This is a genomic window from Curtobacterium sp. MCBD17_032 (assembly GCF_003234855.1).
GTDB lineage: Bacteria > Actinomycetota > Actinomycetes > Actinomycetales > Microbacteriaceae > Curtobacterium.
The window spans coordinates 111,329-126,170 of record NZ_QKTO01000001.1 but is presented as its reverse complement, the minus strand read 5'-3'; the positions used below and the strand labels follow the sequence as shown (position 1 = coordinate 126,170).

The window sequence follows — 14,842 nt, the reverse complement described above, 5'->3', positions numbered from 1 at the left end:
GGGGGCGCGGCGGTCGGGCGAGGACGGGGCGGAACGCCTCGGGTACTGCCGCAGACCCCGGCGGAGGTGTGAGGATGTGCGCATGGTGACTGACGGCACGGGTGCGAGTTCGGCGATCTCCGGCCCCGCGTGGGAACGCACGGTGCTGCTCGTCGTCCCGCCGAACGACGTGGACGAGGTGCACGACTCGGTCGACGACCTCTGGCACCGCAACGCCGACCTCGGTCCGAGCGAACGGATGCGGTTCGAGACCGCGCTGCTGGAACTCGCGGGGAACGTCATCGAGCACGCCGAGGGGAACGAGCGGCTCGTGTGCCAGCTGACGCTGCGTCGGACGGCGACGACGCTCGAGGCGGTCCTCAGCGACAGCGGTGCCGAGGTGCAGGTACCGTTCCGGACGGAGATGCCGGACCCCGAGGAGATGGCCGAGTCCGGTCGCGGGATCGCCATGATCGAACTGCTCATGGACGACTTCTCCTACGAGCGGGACCCCGAGGGCAACCGGTGGCGGCTCGTGATGGGCCTGCCGGAGCCGCTCCAGCGCGAGCACGACGTCGCGGAGGACACGAGCGGCGACGGCGCGCGCTGACGCGGCTCACTCGCGCCCGCAGAACCGACGACGGACGGGAGGCCCGGTACCAGCTGGTACCGGGCCTCCCGTCCGTCAGGTGGTCGCGCCGTGTGCGACGGGCCGGCCGGTCAGGCCGTGGCGGCCGCCTCGCTGCGCTTCGGCAGCACCCAGCCCGGGCGCACGAAGTGGCACGTGTAGCCGTTCGGGATCTTCTCGAGGTAGTCCTGGTGCTCCTCCTCGGCCTCCCAGAAGGGGCCGGCGGGGGTGACCTCGGTGACGACCTTGCCCGGCCACAGGCCGGATGCGTCGACGTCGGCGATGGTGTCGAGGGCGACGTCGCGCTGCTCGTCCGAGGTGAAGAAGACGGCGGAGCGGTAGCTCATGCCGACGTCGTTGCCCTGGCGGTTCTTCGTCGACGGGTCGTGGATCTGGAAGAAGAACTCGAGGAGCTCGCGGTACGAGATCACCGTGGGGTCGAAGACGATCTCGACGGCCTCGGCGTGCGTGCCGTGGTTGCGGTAGGTGGCGTTCGGGACGTCGCCGCCGGAGTAGCCGACGCGGGTGCTGATGACACCCGGGCGACGGCGGAGGAGCTGCTGCGCTCCCCAGAAACATCCGCCGGCGAGGATCGCGGTCTCGGTGGTGGTCATCGGTACCTCCGTGGTTCGTGACGCTGGCTGCGACAGTACCCGGTGCAACACACGGACGGCTCCGTCTGTTCCGCGAGGGCGGGGGACGCTGCACGTCGGGGGCGTCCGGTGCCGCCGCGCGTCGGGTGCATGTGCGTCCGGCGGAGGACCTGAACCCGGTCGCACCCGTCGCGCGTTGACTGGCCGGATGAAGGACATCCAGTACGCCGGTCGCGCGATCCGGACGAGCGACGCCGCCGCGGACGCCGTCATCCACTACGCCGCGGTGCTCGGGGCGAACCGGAAGACCGACACCGTGGACGTCCCGACTGTCGACGAGCACGGCACCCCGACGGTCGAGACCCTGTTGATCGGGCCGGCGAGCGAGATCACGCTCAGCGCGGCGCCGGACGACGACCGGGACCGCGACCTCGACGACGCGGCGTTCGTGGAGCACGTGCGCCGGATGGCGGACGCAGCGGGACCCGCACGCCCGGTCAACGAGGACCCGGACGTCCGACAGGACGACTACGACTTCGACTGACCGCCGCGGCCGCCGCGGCCGACGGGTGCGCGCCCGCGGCACCGGGGTCAGCGACGTCAGCGACCTCAGCGGCGCAGGGTGTTCCTCGGGTACTCGCCGTAGGCGGTGCGGTACGCGGCGGAGAAGCGGCCCAGGTGTGCGAACCCCCAGCGTCGAGCGATCGTCTGCACGGCGGCGGTGGTCGGGTCCGCCTGCAGCAGCTCGCGTCGGACCTGCTCGAGCCGCACCTGCAGCAGGTACTGCATCGGGGTCATCCCGAGGTGCCGCTGGAACGCCTCCTGCGTCGCGCGGACGCTCAGCCCGGCGGCGCCGGCGATCTCGGAGACGCTCATCGGCTCGGCGACGCGCTCGTGGATGAACTCCACCGCGGCGCGGAGGCGAGCGCGGCGGGGCAGGAGCACCGCCGGCGGCAGTGCGGTCACGGTCGGCGGGTACATCCGGAGGAACGCGAGCGCGGTCCCGCGGACGAGGGTGTGCCAGAGCAGGGTGTCGACCCCGCCGGCGCGCAGTTCGCGGGAGAGCAGCGCGAGGCTGTTCCGCCAGTTCGCGACCGCGACCGGGTCGAGGGGCCGCAGGTGGTCGAGGCCGAGTTCCGCGACCTGGCCGGTGTGGAACTGCTCGTCGGCGACCTCGTGCACGACCCGCCGGGACAGGTGCACGACGCGCTGGTCGTAGTCCTGGTACTCGAACACGAAGTCGCGACACGTCGGGAAGAGCATCGGCACGTCACCGGTCATCGGCACGCGGTCCTGCAGCACGTCGGGGACACCCTGTCCGGCGGTGAGCCACTGGACGATGTACTCGTCGGACGCCGGGATGGCGCCGCGGATGAACCCGTCGATCTGCGCGCGTCGGAGCGTCAGGTCCGAGTCGCCGACGGCGGAGTAGCGGTACCGGAACGGCTGCTCGGTCGCCCGGGCGGCCCACTGCCGTCCGGCGTAGTAGCCGCTGAGGTCGAGGACCGCCGCGTCGGGGGCGTCCCCGATGGCCTCGATGCGCACGGTGCTGCGATGCGTGAGACCCGTCCGTTCTCGTGGGTCGTCGATCATGGTCATCGTCGGTCCGATCCTCTCGCTCATGCGCTCGTGCTGGCCCGACCGGCCCTGCATCGGGAGCGAGCGGCATGTCTCGCGAACACCCCGTCACCGACCATACTGACCAGGACTCACCCTCACGAGGGGTTGACTGCAGTATCCACCTGCGGTAATGGTCCGGTGCGCTGTGCGGGGACCCATCCGATGGGGCAGAGTCGGTACATGCGCACCGAACCCGCCGCCGCCCTCCGCGCCGCCCGAGACACCCTCATCGCCGCCCGCACCGACAGCGCCGCGGCGCGCGAGGCGTTCCGGTGGCCGGACGTCGGGGCCACGTTCAACTGGGCGATCGACTGGTTCGACGTCGTCGCGGCGGGCAACGACCGCGACGCCCTGGTCATCGTCGAGGAGGACGGGCGGGAGTCGCACACCACCTACGCCGAGATGTCCGCCCGCTCCCACCGGCTGGCGGCCCGGTTCCACGACCTCGGCGTCGGCAAGGGCGACCACGTACTGCTCATGCTCGACAACCAGCTCGAGCTCTGGGAGTCGATGCTCGCCGTCATGAAGACCGGCGCGGTCATCCTGCCGACCTCGACGATGCTCGGCGCCGCCGACCTGCAGGACCGCATCGACCGCGGCCAGGTCGCGCACGTCGTCACCACGCTGCGCGAGACGCCGAAGTACGCGGACCTGACCGGGGACTTCACCCGCATCGTGGTCGGCGGCACCGCGGACGGGTGGACGACCTACCCGTCCGACCTCGGCGAGCCGGCACCGGCGGGGGAGTGGCGGCCGGAGGTGGTCACCGCGGCGTCGGACCCGTGCCTGGTGTACTTCACGTCCGGCACGACCGACAAGCCGAAGATGGTCGTGCACACGCAGACGTCCTACCCGGTGGGACACCTGACGACGATGTACTGGATCGGGCTCGAGCCCGGCGACGTCCACCTGGCGATCAGTTCGCCGGGGTGGGGCAAGCACGCGTGGAGCTGCTTCTTCGCGCCGTGGATCGCCGAGGCCACGGTGTTCGTGTACAACCAGGAGCGCTTCGACCCGGCGGCCCTGTTGCACCAGCTCGAGCGGGCCCAGGTGACGTCGTTCTGCGCCCCGCCGACCGTGTGGCGCCTGCTCATCCAGGCCGACCTCGGCAGCCGGCCGACCGCCCTCCGCGAGGTCGTCTCGGCCGGCGAGCCGCTCAACCCCGAGGTGATCCGGCTCGTCGAGGAGTCATGGGGCCGCACGATCCGTGACGGCTACGGCCAGACCGAGACCACCGCGATCGTCGGCAACGCACCGGGCGACACCCTGCGGCCCGGTGCGATGGGCCACGGGCTGCCCGGGGTCGCGATCACGCTCCTCGACCCGGTGACGGGCGAGTCGGGTGCGGCCGAGGGTGAGGTCTGCCTCGACCTGACGACGCCGCCGGTAAACCTGATGGCCGGGTACCTCGGCGCTCCGGAGCGGACCGACGACGCGCTCCGCGACGGCTTCTTCCACACCGGCGACGTCGCCACCCGGCACGAGGACGGCTCGCTGACGTTCGTCGGTCGGACCGACGACGTCTTCAAGTCGTCGGACTACAAGGTGTCGCCGTTCGAGGTGGAGAGCGCGCTGCTCCAGCACCCCGCGGTCGCCGAGTCCGCGGTCGTCCCGGCCCCGCACGAGGAGCGCCTGACGGTCGTCAAGGCGTACGTCACGCTCGCGGCCGGGTGGGAGCCGACCGCCGAGACCGCGCGGGACATCCTGGCGCACGCCCGCACCGCGATGCCGGCCTGGCAGCGCGTCCGACGCGTCGAGTTCGGTGCGCTGCCGAAGACCGTGTCGGGCAAGATCCGCCGCGTTGAGCTCCGCGCGCGCGAGCAGGAGGCGTTCGGCGGTCGGCAGCTCGAGGGGGAGTGGCGCGACGACCAGTTCCCGGGCCTCCGCACCGGCCGTCGCGACGGCTGACGACCCGGCGGGTCATCGCCCGCCGACCGCGGCCGCATCCGGGAGGCCCGTGGCCTGGTGACGACGGAGGGCGCCGGTCACGACGCGGACCGCGGCGAGCTCCTCGGGTGTGAACGCGTCGACGAAGACCCGTCGGACCGCGCGGAGGTGCGCGGCCGAGGAGCTCCGGTAGAGCCGGGCGCCGTCCGCGCTCAGGGTGACGGCGGAGCCCCGACCGTCCGGCCCGACGCGGCCGCGTGTGACGAGGCCCCGTTCCTCCATCCGCCGGAGGTGGTGGGAGAGCCGACTGCGCTCCCACCCGACCTCGTCGGCGAGCTCCGCGGAGCGGCGGGTGCGGTCCGGTGCCTCGCTGAGCGCGAGCATCACCCGGTAGTCGCCGTCGGAGATCCCGGATGCGGACTGGAGTTCCGCGGCGAGCGCGCGTCGGACCGCCTCGGACGTCTCGATGTAGTCGCGCCAGGTGGTCAGTTCGTCGACCGTCGGTGACCGCCGACCCCGTTCCGGCTGCCCGTCGTCACCCATGTGGCCTCCTCTTGACACTCCGACGGTAGCGGCACATGATTGACGCGTCAATCACTTGGTTGAAGCGACAACGAAAAGAGGCACCATGCCCGACATCACCTTCGGCCTCGACACCTTCGGCGACGTCCCGACCGACGACGACGGCGCGTTCGTCAGCCACGCCCGCTCGATCCGGCAGCTCGTCGACGAGGCGGTCATCGCCGACGAACTCGGCGTCGACGTGTTCACGGTCGGCGAGCACCACCGGCCGGAGTACTCCGTCTCCTCCCCCGAGACCGTCCTGGCCGGTCTCGCCACCGTGACGAAGCGCATCCGGCTCGGGTCCGGCGTCACGGTCCTGTCCTCGGACGACCCGGTCCGGGTGTTCCAGCGCTTCGCGACGGTGGACGCGCTGTCCGAGGGCCGTGCCGAGGTGATCCTCGGCCGCGGGTCCTTCACCGAGTCCTTCCCGTTGTTCGGCCACGACCTCGCCGACTACGACGTCCTGTTCGAGGAGAAGATCGAGCTGTTCGCGCAGCTCCTGCGCGAGGATCCCGTCACCTGGAGCGGGACCACCCGTGCACCGCTCGTCGACGCAGACGTCTTCCCGAAGACCGAGCACGGCCTGCGCACCTGGGTCGGCGTCGGCGGGTCCCCGCAGTCGGTCGTCCGGACCGCGCAGTACGGGTTCCCGCTCATGCTCGCGATCATCGGCGGACAGCCCGAACGCTTCGCGCCGTACCTCGAGCTCTACCGCCGGGCCGCCGCGCAGTTCGGCACGACGGTGCACCCCGTCGGCATGCACTCGCCCGGGTTCGTCGCCGACACGGACGAGGAGGCGACCGAGCTGTTCTGGCCGCACTACCGGGTCGTCCGCGACCGGATCGGCGCCCTGCGCGGCTGGCCCCCGGTGACCCGCGCCGAGTTCGACCGCGAGGTCGCCACCGGCTCGATGTACATCGGATCGCCGGAGACCGTCGCACAGCGGATCGCCCGTGCCGTCGACACGATGGGCGTCGGTCGCTTCGACATGATCTACACCTCCGGCGGGCAGTCCACCCGCGCCGTCGAGCTGTACGGTGGCGTCGTCGTCCCCCGGGTGCGCGAACTGCTCGCCGAGCGCGGCGACACCCAGAGCCAGGAGGCCGCAGCATGACCGGGACGGACACGACGGCGACCCACCCCTTCCGGACCGTCGCGGTCCTCGGCGCCGGGAAGCTCGGGACGGTCCTCGCCCGCCTGCTCGTCGGCGCCGGGTACCGCGTGCTCGTCGCGGGCTCGGGCGACCCGGACCGCATCCGCCTGATCCTCTCCGTCGTGGCGCCCGGCGCCGAAGCCGTCCGCGCAGCCGACGCCGTCGACCAGGCGGACGTCGTCGTGCTCGCCCTGCCGCTCGGACGACTCGACACGGTCCCCGCGGAGCGCCTCGGCGGCAAGGTCGTCATCGACGCGATGAACCACTGGTGGGAGGTCGACGGGCACCGCCCCGACCTGGAGGACGGCCGCGTGTCGACGAGCGCGCTCGTGCAGGCGCACCTGCCGGGGGCCACCGTCGTGAAGGCCTTCAACCACATGGGGTACCACGACCTCGACGCCGGACCGCGACCCGCGGGAGACCCCGAGCGGAAGGCGATCGCCGTCGCGGGCGACGACGAGGCGGCGGTCCGGGCCGCCGCGGCGCTCGTCGACGAGCTCGGGTTCGACGCCGTCGCGACGGGCTCGCTCAGCGACAGCGTCGCGCTCGAACCGCACGCCGAGGCGTTCGGTGCGAACGTGTCGGCCCCGGAACTCGTGGCGCTCCTCGAGCGGTTCCCGACCACGGACCGGGGGCGGGCCGTCGCGGCCGCGCGGGCGGGCCTCCCGGCCTGAACCGGCGGTGGCCGGCGCCGCGTACGGTCGCGTGCATGAGCGACACGACGAACGGAACCGGCCCGAGCGACGTCCCCGACGAGGAGGCCCGCCGCACCGACGACTTGCCCGACGGCTCCGCCTCGGGGAACGCCACCCAGGACCCGCAGCAGGACAGCGACGTGGACTCCGGCGGGGAGCCGGCCCAGCCCGAGGAGGGCTGACCCGTGCCGCGGAACCCTGCGGTCGCGGCCCGGGCCACCGGCGTCACCCCGCCGGGAGCCGACCGGGGCTTCCGCCTGGCCCTGCTCGACGCCGGCGCGGACCTGCTCCAGCCGACGGACCCGCTGAAGGGCTTCGACGTGTACGTGGTCGGTTTCCACTGCGTGAAGGGCGAGCCCGACGTGCAGATGGAGGCGCACCACTACTGCAAGGTCGTGAACGCCGAGATGCTGCAGTGCGTCCTGTTCGACGGCAACACCGCGGACGCGAACCTGATCGGCGTCGAGTACATCGTCTCCGAGCGGCTGTTCGACGGGTTGCCCGAGGACGAGAAGCCGTCGTGGCACCCGCACAACCACGAGGTGTTCTCCGGTGAACTCGTGGCACCGGGATTGCCGATCGCGGTCGAGACCGAGCTGATGGGGCACCTCGTCAACTCGTACGGCAAGACCTGGCACACCTGGCACAGCGCACCCATGGGCGGTCACGAGGCCGACCCCCTGCCGGTCGGCGACCCGATGCTGATGTGGTCGTTCAACCGCGAGGGCGAGGTGCAGACCGCCCTGCAGGAGGACCGGAACACCGCGATGCACACCGATCCGGAGCCGCGGAAGGCCTCGCGGGCGAAGCACCTCGACCGGGCGCACCCGCAGCGCGGCGTCGGCACCATGCGCGACGACTTCACCGGCACCACCCCGACCCCGGGTGTCGTCGACGCGGAGGACGGCCGACCCTGACGCCGGCGCCGGCCCGACCGTCCCTGAGTGGACAGCGGGACGGCCCTCCCAGCCGCGCGGGAGTTCGCTGGCATCCGGTTCCTCGCCCGTCCACCACGGGTGTGCCGGGCCGACGGACCGGAAGCGGTGCCCAGATGCTGTCGTTGATCTACTCGAGCGTCGCGACGGACACGTTCGACGACGCCGCCCTCGCGGATCTGCTCGCACAGAGCCGGGACGCGAACGAGCGGAACGACGTCACCGACATGCTCCTGTTCCGGAACGGGTATTTCCTGCAGCTGCTCGAGGGTCCCGACGCCGCCGTCCGCGGCAAGATGTCGACCATCAAGACCGACCCGCGGCACACGAAGGTCACCATGCTGGTCGAGGAGCTCATCGAGGAGCGGCAGTTCCCCGAGTGGACGATGGCCTTCGCGCCGACGTCCGAGTCCGACCTCGACGCCGTGCCCGGCTACCGGTCGACCTTCGAGGACGTCGAGGCGGTGTCCACGGAGTCGCCGGCACCGGGGGCCGTGCCGGCGGTCGCCTCGCCGGCGCTCCGCGAGCTCATCCGCTGGTTCCAGACGCGACCGGACCGCTTCCGCGCCGCCTGACCGGGCGCGCACCGGACGGGAGGCCCGTGGCGACCGTGCCACGGGCCTCCCGTCCGTCAGGCGGCCACGTCGAACACGACCACCCGCGCATTGTGTGCGCCGATGTGCTCGGCGACCGGCGTGTGTGCCGGGTGCGGCAGGTACGCGTCGCGTGCCGCCGCGTCGCGGAACCGGACGACGAGCATCCAGTCGAAGCCCTCCTCCTTGCCCTCGGGGCTGACGCTCGGGCCGCTCGCGACGGACACCACCCCGCCGATGCCGGGCAGGTGCTCGTGTGCGAGCGCCGTCGCCCGCTCCGGCACGGCGGCGTCCTCCGTGTTCCACTCCACCAGCACGACGTGCACGATCCCGGTCATCGGTGACCCTTCCTCCGCTGCACCCCCGGCCGTCCGACGGTGTCCGGACCGAGCCTGCGCCGCCGGGCCTGGACGTACCCCGGAGCGGCACCGGACTGGGTGTCCTCGGAACGGCGCGGCCTACCGTCCAGGGCACACCACGACGAGAGGGAACACCATGGCAAGTGGAGTGGCAGCAGTCTGGGTCCCGGTCAGCGACATGGAGCGGGCGGTCGCGTTCTACCGCGACACCCTCGGCCTCACGGTCACGGACCAGTCCGACGACTGGAGCGAGATCGACGCCGGCGGGCTCATGATCGGGCTGAACGGGCGCGAGTCGGCCGGCGGGTCGGGTGACGGCGGAGCGGTCGTCTCGTTCCAGCCCGACGGCAGCATCGAGGACGAGGTCGCCGCGCTGCGGAGCCGCGGCGCGGACATCCAGGGCGAGATCAGCGAGCACCCGTGGGGCAAGATCATCCCGTTCAAGGACAGCGAGGGCAACGACCTGCAGCTGTACGCGCCGCCGCAGGGCTGAGCGGACGCACGACGGACGGGAGGCCCGTGACCGGCTGGTCACGGGCCTCCCGTCCGTCGTGCACTTCCGGGACAGGTCTTCCACGTCTTGCAGCGTGGCGACCGTCGCGGTGCCGGCGGCCGACCGCCTGACGGGTGCCACGGCAGCGGGCCGCGGTGGACACGACAGAACCCCCGGGGTGACCCCGGGGGTTCCGTGGATGCTGCTGGTGCGGTGCGACCGACGCTGGGGTCAGCGGGCGGTGCGGGCCCCGGAGCGCGGGAGGACGATGCCGAGGATGATCATCGCGACGGCGAGGATCAGGTGCAGCACGTTGTCGGCGCTGTTCAGCGGCACGAAGTTCGCGGCGCTGGACATGCCGGCGGTGAAGAGGCCGTAGATGAAGAGCACGGCGTAGATGATGCCGCCGACCAGCAGGTACTGGCGCGAGAAGCCGAACGAGCGCGCGGCGATCAGGCCGACGATGCCGAACAGCAGGTGGACGATGTTGTGCAGGACGGACACCTGGAACAGGCCCAGGAGCTGCGCGTTCGAGTCGTTGCCGGCGGCCATCATGCTGCCCATGTCCATGGTCAGGCCGGGGATGAAGCCGGCGATGCCGACGATGAGGAAGACGACGCCGAAGACCAGCGCGCCCTTCTGGGTGAGCGTCCGGCCGTAGCCGTGGTCGGTGCGGGTCGATGCGTTGGTGGTCATGAAGGAACCTTTCGTCAGGAGTCGACGCGGTCGGTTGCCATGCGCCTCGCAGGACATTCGGAGTGGACCAGCAGTCGGTTTGGTGGGAGAACCCAGCAGTACACGAAAAATGGTCGTCATGACCGGAGGAGGCGCTTGACGGCCAGACTCGCCTCCTGGATCTTTTCCTCCGCAGCCGGTCCGCCCTGGGCGACGGCGTCCGTCACGCAGTGGCGCAGGTGGTCCTCGAGGAGGCCCATGGACACCGCCTGCAGTGCCTTCGTCATCGCGGACACCTGGGTGAGGATGTCGATGCAGTACTCCTCGTCCTCGACCATCCGCTGGAGTCCGCGTGCCTGGCCCTCGATCCGGCGCAGCCGCTTGCGGTAGTCGTCCTTCGCGGAGATGTAGCCGTGGTGCTGGTGCTCGGTCGTGTCGGATGCGGTCGGTTCGGGCATCGGGAACAGATCCTCGTCGTCGGCGTTACGGTAGTGGTACCCCCCGAGGGTATACGCCAACCCCGGGTGCCCGACCCGCGCGACCAGGAGGACCACATGACCGACCAGCAGACCGCCACCTACGGCATCGACGGCATGACCTGCGACCACTGCGTGATGAGCGTCGACGAGGCGTTCCGCGAGCTCCCCGGGGTCACCGACGTCCGGATCGAGCTGGTGACCGGCGGCCGGTCCTCCGCCATCGTGACGAGCACCGGACCCCTCGACCACGACGCCGTCGACGCCGCGATCGACGAGGCGGGCTACACCCTGGCCGCGCGCTGATGTCGGGCACGACGACGGGCGCACCGGTCGAGCTCGCGATCGAGGGCATGACCTGCGCCTCGTGTGCGAACCGCATCGAGCGGAAGCTCAACAGGATGCCCGGTGTCTCGGCCACCGTGAACTACGCCACCGAGACGGCCACGGTCTCGCTGCCGGACGGCACCGCGGTCGACGACGCCATCACGACGGTGGAACAGGCCGGGTACGGCGCGCGTCTGCCGGAGCCCGAGCAGCCGGACGGCGACGCGCTCGCCCCGCTCCGGCGTCGCCTGGTCGTCTCCACCGTGCTCGCGGTCCCGGTCGTCGCGCTGTCGATGGTGCCCGCGCTGCAGTTCCCCTGGTGGCAGTGGGTCGCCCTCGTCCTCGCCGCCCCCGTCGCGACCTGGGGAGCGTGGCCGTTCCACCGCGCCGCTGCGCTGAACGCCCGGCACGGTTCGGCGACGATGGACACCCTCGTCAGCCTCGGCGTCGTCGCCGCCGGGCTCTGGTCGGTGTGGGCGCTGGTGTTCGGCGGTGCCGGCGGACCCGACATGCACATGGCCTTCGCGTTCACGGCGCCCCGGGGTGCCGCCCCGGAGCCGTACCTCGAGGTCGCCGCTGCCGTGACGGTGTTCCTGCTCGCCGGCCGGTACGCCGAGGGCCGCGCGAAGACCCGGTCCAGCGCGGCGCTCCGTGCGCTCCTGGCACTCGGCGCGAGCACCGCACGGGTGCTCCGCGACGGCCGAGAGGTCGAGGTGCCGGTCGGGTCGCTCCGGGTCGGCGACCGGTTCGTCGTCCGGCCGGGGGAGCGCATCGCCACCGACGGCACCGTCGTCGCGGGCACGAGCGCCGTCGACACGAGCGTCATGACCGGGGAGAGCGTCCCCGTCGAGGTCGGACCCGGCGCTGCCGTCACCGGCGCGACCGTGAACGTCGGCGGCATGCTCACCGTCGAGGCCGTCCGCGTCGGTGCCGACACCGAACTCGCACGGATCGGCAAGCTCGTGACCGAGGCGCAGACCGGCAAGGCCGACGTCCAGCGGCTCGCCGACCGGGTGTCGAGCGTGTTCGTCCCCGTCGTGCTCGGCCTCGCCGCGCTCACCCTCGTCGGCTGGCTCCTGCTCACCGGCGACGTCGAGGCCGCCCTGACCGCCGCCGTCGCCACGCTCGTGATCGCCTGTCCCTGTGCGCTCGGCCTCGCGACCCCGACCGCGCTGCTCGTCGGCACCGGTCGCGGCTCGCAGCTCGGGGTCCTCATCCGCGGCCCGCAGGTGCTCGAGGCCACCCGGCGGATCGACACCGTGCTGCTCGACAAGACCGGGACCGTCACCACCGGGACCATGCGGGTGACCGAGGTGTTGCCGGCCGACGGCGAGGACCCCGACGCGGTCCTCCTCGCCGGGGCCGCCGCCGAGTCCGGGTCCGAGCATCCCATCGCCCGGGCCCTGGTCGCCGCTGTCCCCGACGTGGCGAGGCCGGAGGCGTTCACGTCCACCGCGGGCCTGGGCGTGCAGGCCGTCGTCGACGGCGTCCTCGTGCTCGTCGGGCGGCCGACCTGGCTGCGTGACGCGTGGTCCGTCCCGATGCCCGACGCGCTCGCCACCGCGGCCGCCGACGCCGAGCGGGCCGGTCGGACGTCGGTCGCCGTCGCCTGGGACGGTCGGGTCCGCGGCCTCGTCGTCGTCGCCGACACGGTCGCGCCCGGTGCCGCCGAAGCCGTCCGGCACCTGCACGACCTCGGTCTCGAGACCATGCTCCTCACCGGTGACGCCGACGGGGTCGCCCGGAGCGTCGCCGCACAGGTCGGCATCACCCGCGTCACCGCCGGTGTCCGACCGGAGGACAAGTACCGCATCGTCACCGAGCTGCAGGCCGCGGGCCGGACGGTCGCGATGGTCGGCGACGGGGTGAACGACGCGGCGGCGCTCGCCGCTGCCGACCTCGGCATCGCCATGGGCACCGGGACCGACGCCGCGGTCGAGGCGGCGGACATCACCCTCGTGCGCGCCGACCTCCGGGCAGCGGTCGACGCCGTCCGGCTCGCCCGCCGGACCCTCCGGACGATCCGCACGAACCTGTTCTGGGCCTTCGCCTACAACGTCGCCGCGATCCCGCTCGCGATGGCCGGCCTGATGAACCCCGTCATCGCGGGAGCCGCCATGGCACTGTCGTCGGTCTTCGTGCTGACGAACAGCCTGCGCCTCCGCCGCTTCCGGTCCGTCGACGGGAGTGCACGGTGAGCGGGCACGCGCACGCCACGACCACGTGGTCGACGGCCGCCCAGGCGACGCTCCACTGCCTGACCGGGTGTGCCATCGGCGAGGTCCTCGGCATGGTGATCGGCAGCGCCACCGGTTTGCACAACGCCGGCACCGTGGTGCTGTCGATCGTGCTGGCCTTCGTCTTCGGGTACGCGCTCACCATGCGCGGTGTGCTCCGCTCCGGGCTGGCGCTCGGCGCAGCGCTCCGGGTGGCGCTCGCCGCGGACACGGTGTCCATCGCCGTCATGGAGGTCGTCGACAACACCGTGGTCGTCGCGATCCCGGGGGCGCTCGACGCGGGGCTCGACCAGTGGCTGTTCTGGGGCGCCCTGGCGCTCTCGCTCGCGATCGCCTTCGTGGTCACGACCCCCGTCAACCGGGCGCTGATGCGCCGTGGGCTCGGGCACGCGAAGGTGCACCCGCACCACTGAGCGGTCGCGGTCGCCGCCGCCGAGCGACCCCACGACGGACGGGAGGCCCGGTACCAGCTGGTACCGGGCCTCCCGTCGTCGTGTGGTCGCGCGCGCCGCGTCGCTCAGGCCTCGGCGTCGCCCTCGGCGGCGTCGTCCTCTTCCGGGTTGAAGTGCGAGGCGTCGCCGACGAACCCGGCGGCGAGGCCCTCGGGCTCGTTGGGGACCGTGCCGTCGTCGCCCAGACCGTCCGGCTTCGGCGTGCCATCGGGGTCGTGCGCCGTGCTGTCGTTGCTCATCGTGTGCTCCTTCGCAGTGCTGGCCGGGTGCGGGACGTCCGTCAGAAGGCGGGGGTGCCGCCGGCGACCGTGATCGTCGACCCGGACTGGTAGCTCGATTCTGGACTGACGAGGTGGACGTACGCCGCACCGAGTTCGGCCGGCTGACCCGGTCGGCCGAAGGGCGACTGCTGCCCGAAGGTCGAGACGGTCTCGGCGTCGTCGGAGCCCGGCTGCAGCGGGGTCCACACGGGGCCCGGCGCGACCGAGTTCACCCGGATGCCCTTCGGCGCGAGCTGCTGGGCGACCGCCTCGGTGAAGAGCTTGATCGCGCCCTTCGACACCGCGTAGTCGACCTTGTCCGGCGACGGGGTCGACGCCTGGATCGAGCCCGTCGTGACGATCGTCGAGCCCGGCTCGAGGTGCGGCACGGCGGCCTTCGTCAACCAGAACAGCGAGTAGATGTTCGTCTTGAACGTCGAGTCGAACATCGACGTCTCGAGGGTCAGGATGTCGTCGTTGCTGTCCATCCGTCCCGCGACCATCACGAGCGTGTCGAGGCCGCCGAGCTCGTCGACGCCCGTCTGCACGAGGTCGATGCAGTACTGCTCGTCCGAGATGTCCCCCGGGAACAGCACGGCCCTGCGGCCCTCGCCCTCGAGCAGGTCGCGGACCTCCTCGGCGTCCTCCTGCTCGTCCGGCAGGTAGGACAGGACGAGGTCGGCACCCTCGCGGGACAGCGCGATCGCGGCGGCGCGGCCGATGCCGGAGTCCGCCCCGGTCACGATGCCGCGGAAGCCCTGGAGTCGGCCCGTGCCGACGTAGCTCTCCTCGCCGTGGTCCGGCTTCGGGTCCATCTTCCACGCGGCCCCCGGCAGCGACTGTTCCTGCTTCGGGAACGGCGGCACCGGGTACAGGGTGGTCGGGTCCTTCTTCTCGTACTGGCTCATGAGTCCAC

Annotated in this window: 20 protein-coding genes; 12 read left to right on the top strand and 8 right to left on the bottom strand. The window is 72.1% G+C overall.

Going from position 1 to position 14,842, the window contains the following annotated elements:
• The first annotated feature begins 82 nt into the window (after positions 1 to 82).
• The gene (locus tag DEI91_RS00600; RefSeq protein ID WP_181439411.1) at positions 83 to 589 is read left to right on the top strand and encodes an ATP-binding protein; all 507 of its coding nucleotides are present in this window, start codon (positions 83 to 85) and stop codon (positions 587 to 589) included.
• Positions 590 to 699: 110 nt separating this feature from the next.
• On the opposite strand, the gene msrA is transcribed toward DEI91_RS00600, so the two are convergent.
• Entirely contained in the window at positions 700 to 1,221 is a 522-nt protein-coding gene (gene msrA / locus DEI91_RS00595) for a peptide-methionine (S)-S-oxide reductase MsrA (protein WP_111050472.1), read from the bottom strand.
• A gap of 187 nt (positions 1,222 to 1,408) precedes the next feature.
• Between msrA and DEI91_RS00590 the strand changes: the two genes are divergently transcribed.
• Complete coding sequence (locus DEI91_RS00590) at positions 1,409 to 1,744, top strand: hypothetical protein (protein WP_111050471.1); 336 nt, start codon at positions 1,409 to 1,411, stop codon at positions 1,742 to 1,744.
• 65 nt (positions 1,745 to 1,809) lie between these two features.
• Here the strand turns inward: DEI91_RS00590 and DEI91_RS00585 are convergent, their stop codons facing one another.
• On the bottom strand, positions 1,810 to 2,823 hold the full coding sequence (locus DEI91_RS00585; protein WP_181439410.1) for an AraC family transcriptional regulator: 1,014 nt from the start codon (positions 2,821 to 2,823) through the stop codon (positions 1,810 to 1,812).
• Between the two features lie 177 nt (positions 2,824 to 3,000).
• Between DEI91_RS00585 and DEI91_RS00580 the strand changes: the two genes are divergently transcribed.
• Entirely contained in the window at positions 3,001 to 4,728 is a 1,728-nt protein-coding gene (locus tag DEI91_RS00580) for an AMP-binding protein (RefSeq protein ID WP_111050851.1), read from the top strand.
• Between the two features lie 12 nt (positions 4,729 to 4,740).
• Here the strand turns inward: DEI91_RS00580 and DEI91_RS00575 are convergent, their stop codons facing one another.
• On the bottom strand, positions 4,741 to 5,250 hold the full coding sequence (locus tag DEI91_RS00575) for a MarR family winged helix-turn-helix transcriptional regulator (protein WP_111050469.1): 510 nt from the start codon (positions 5,248 to 5,250) through the stop codon (positions 4,741 to 4,743).
• A gap of 85 nt (positions 5,251 to 5,335) precedes the next feature.
• Between DEI91_RS00575 and DEI91_RS00570 the strand changes: the two genes are divergently transcribed.
• The 5 genes from DEI91_RS00570 to DEI91_RS00555 all read left to right on the top strand — a co-directional run bounded on the left by DEI91_RS00570 (position 5,336) and on the right by DEI91_RS00555 (position 8,629).
• Positions 5,336 to 6,385 (top strand): LLM class flavin-dependent oxidoreductase, encoded by a 1,050-nt coding sequence (locus tag DEI91_RS00570; protein ID WP_111050468.1) that lies wholly within the window; start codon positions 5,336 to 5,338, stop codon positions 6,383 to 6,385.
• Positions 6,382 to 7,098, top strand: a complete 717-nt coding sequence (locus DEI91_RS00565) for an NADPH-dependent F420 reductase (RefSeq protein ID WP_111050467.1) — start codon at positions 6,382 to 6,384, stop codon at positions 7,096 to 7,098. The genes DEI91_RS00570 and DEI91_RS00565 overlap by 4 nt, the downstream gene beginning before the upstream one ends.
• Positions 7,099 to 7,133: 35 nt before the next feature.
• Positions 7,134 to 7,301: a hypothetical protein gene (locus DEI91_RS16105; RefSeq protein WP_181439409.1), complete on the top strand. Its 168-nt coding sequence runs from the start codon at positions 7,134 to 7,136 to the stop codon at positions 7,299 to 7,301.
• A 3-nt stretch (positions 7,302 to 7,304) separates the two neighbouring features.
• On the top strand, positions 7,305 to 8,036 hold the full coding sequence (locus DEI91_RS00560; protein WP_111050466.1) for an OBAP family protein: 732 nt from the start codon (positions 7,305 to 7,307) through the stop codon (positions 8,034 to 8,036).
• 134 nt (positions 8,037 to 8,170) lie between these two features.
• Positions 8,171 to 8,629, top strand: coding sequence for a BLUF domain-containing protein (locus tag DEI91_RS00555; protein WP_111050465.1), 459 nt, complete (start codon positions 8,171 to 8,173; stop codon positions 8,627 to 8,629).
• A gap of 56 nt (positions 8,630 to 8,685) precedes the next feature.
• On the opposite strand, the gene DEI91_RS00550 is transcribed toward DEI91_RS00555, so the two are convergent.
• Complete coding sequence (locus DEI91_RS00550) at positions 8,686 to 8,985, bottom strand: Dabb family protein (protein ID WP_111050464.1); 300 nt, start codon at positions 8,983 to 8,985, stop codon at positions 8,686 to 8,688.
• A gap of 169 nt (positions 8,986 to 9,154) precedes the next feature.
• On the opposite strand from DEI91_RS00550, the gene DEI91_RS00545 reads away from it, so the two are divergent.
• The gene (locus DEI91_RS00545; RefSeq protein ID WP_258374235.1) at positions 9,155 to 9,499 is read left to right on the top strand and encodes a VOC family protein; all 345 of its coding nucleotides are present in this window, start codon (positions 9,155 to 9,157) and stop codon (positions 9,497 to 9,499) included.
• A gap of 231 nt (positions 9,500 to 9,730) precedes the next feature.
• On the opposite strand, the gene DEI91_RS00540 is transcribed toward DEI91_RS00545, so the two are convergent.
• On the bottom strand, positions 9,731 to 10,195 hold the full coding sequence (locus DEI91_RS00540) for a DUF4383 domain-containing protein (protein WP_110825632.1): 465 nt from the start codon (positions 10,193 to 10,195) through the stop codon (positions 9,731 to 9,733).
• A gap of 116 nt (positions 10,196 to 10,311) precedes the next feature.
• Positions 10,312 to 10,632: a metal-sensitive transcriptional regulator gene (locus tag DEI91_RS00535; RefSeq protein ID WP_111050850.1), complete on the bottom strand. Its 321-nt coding sequence runs from the start codon at positions 10,630 to 10,632 to the stop codon at positions 10,312 to 10,314.
• A 96-nt stretch (positions 10,633 to 10,728) separates the two neighbouring features.
• On the opposite strand from DEI91_RS00535, the gene DEI91_RS00530 reads away from it, so the two are divergent.
• The 3 genes from DEI91_RS00530 to DEI91_RS00520 are packed head-to-tail and all read left to right on the top strand — an operon-like array spanning position 10,729 to position 13,627.
• The gene (locus DEI91_RS00530; RefSeq protein WP_111050462.1) at positions 10,729 to 10,956 is read left to right on the top strand and encodes a heavy-metal-associated domain-containing protein; all 228 of its coding nucleotides are present in this window, start codon (positions 10,729 to 10,731) and stop codon (positions 10,954 to 10,956) included.
• Positions 10,956 to 13,175: a cation-translocating P-type ATPase gene (locus DEI91_RS00525; RefSeq protein ID WP_111050461.1), complete on the top strand. Its 2,220-nt coding sequence runs from the start codon at positions 10,956 to 10,958 to the stop codon at positions 13,173 to 13,175. The genes DEI91_RS00530 and DEI91_RS00525 overlap by 1 nt, the downstream gene beginning before the upstream one ends.
• Positions 13,172 to 13,627 (top strand): DUF4396 domain-containing protein, encoded by a 456-nt coding sequence (locus DEI91_RS00520; RefSeq protein ID WP_111050460.1) that lies wholly within the window; start codon positions 13,172 to 13,174, stop codon positions 13,625 to 13,627. The genes DEI91_RS00525 and DEI91_RS00520 overlap by 4 nt, the downstream gene beginning before the upstream one ends.
• Positions 13,628 to 13,731: 104 nt before the next feature.
• On the opposite strand, the gene DEI91_RS16100 is transcribed toward DEI91_RS00520, so the two are convergent.
• Entirely contained in the window at positions 13,732 to 13,905 is a 174-nt protein-coding gene (locus DEI91_RS16100; protein ID WP_181439408.1) for a hypothetical protein, read from the bottom strand.
• Positions 13,906 to 13,946: 41 nt separating this feature from the next.
• Entirely contained in the window at positions 13,947 to 14,834 is an 888-nt protein-coding gene (locus DEI91_RS00515) for an SDR family oxidoreductase (RefSeq protein WP_111050459.1), read from the bottom strand.
• Between the last annotated feature and the right edge of the window lie 8 nt (positions 14,835 to 14,842).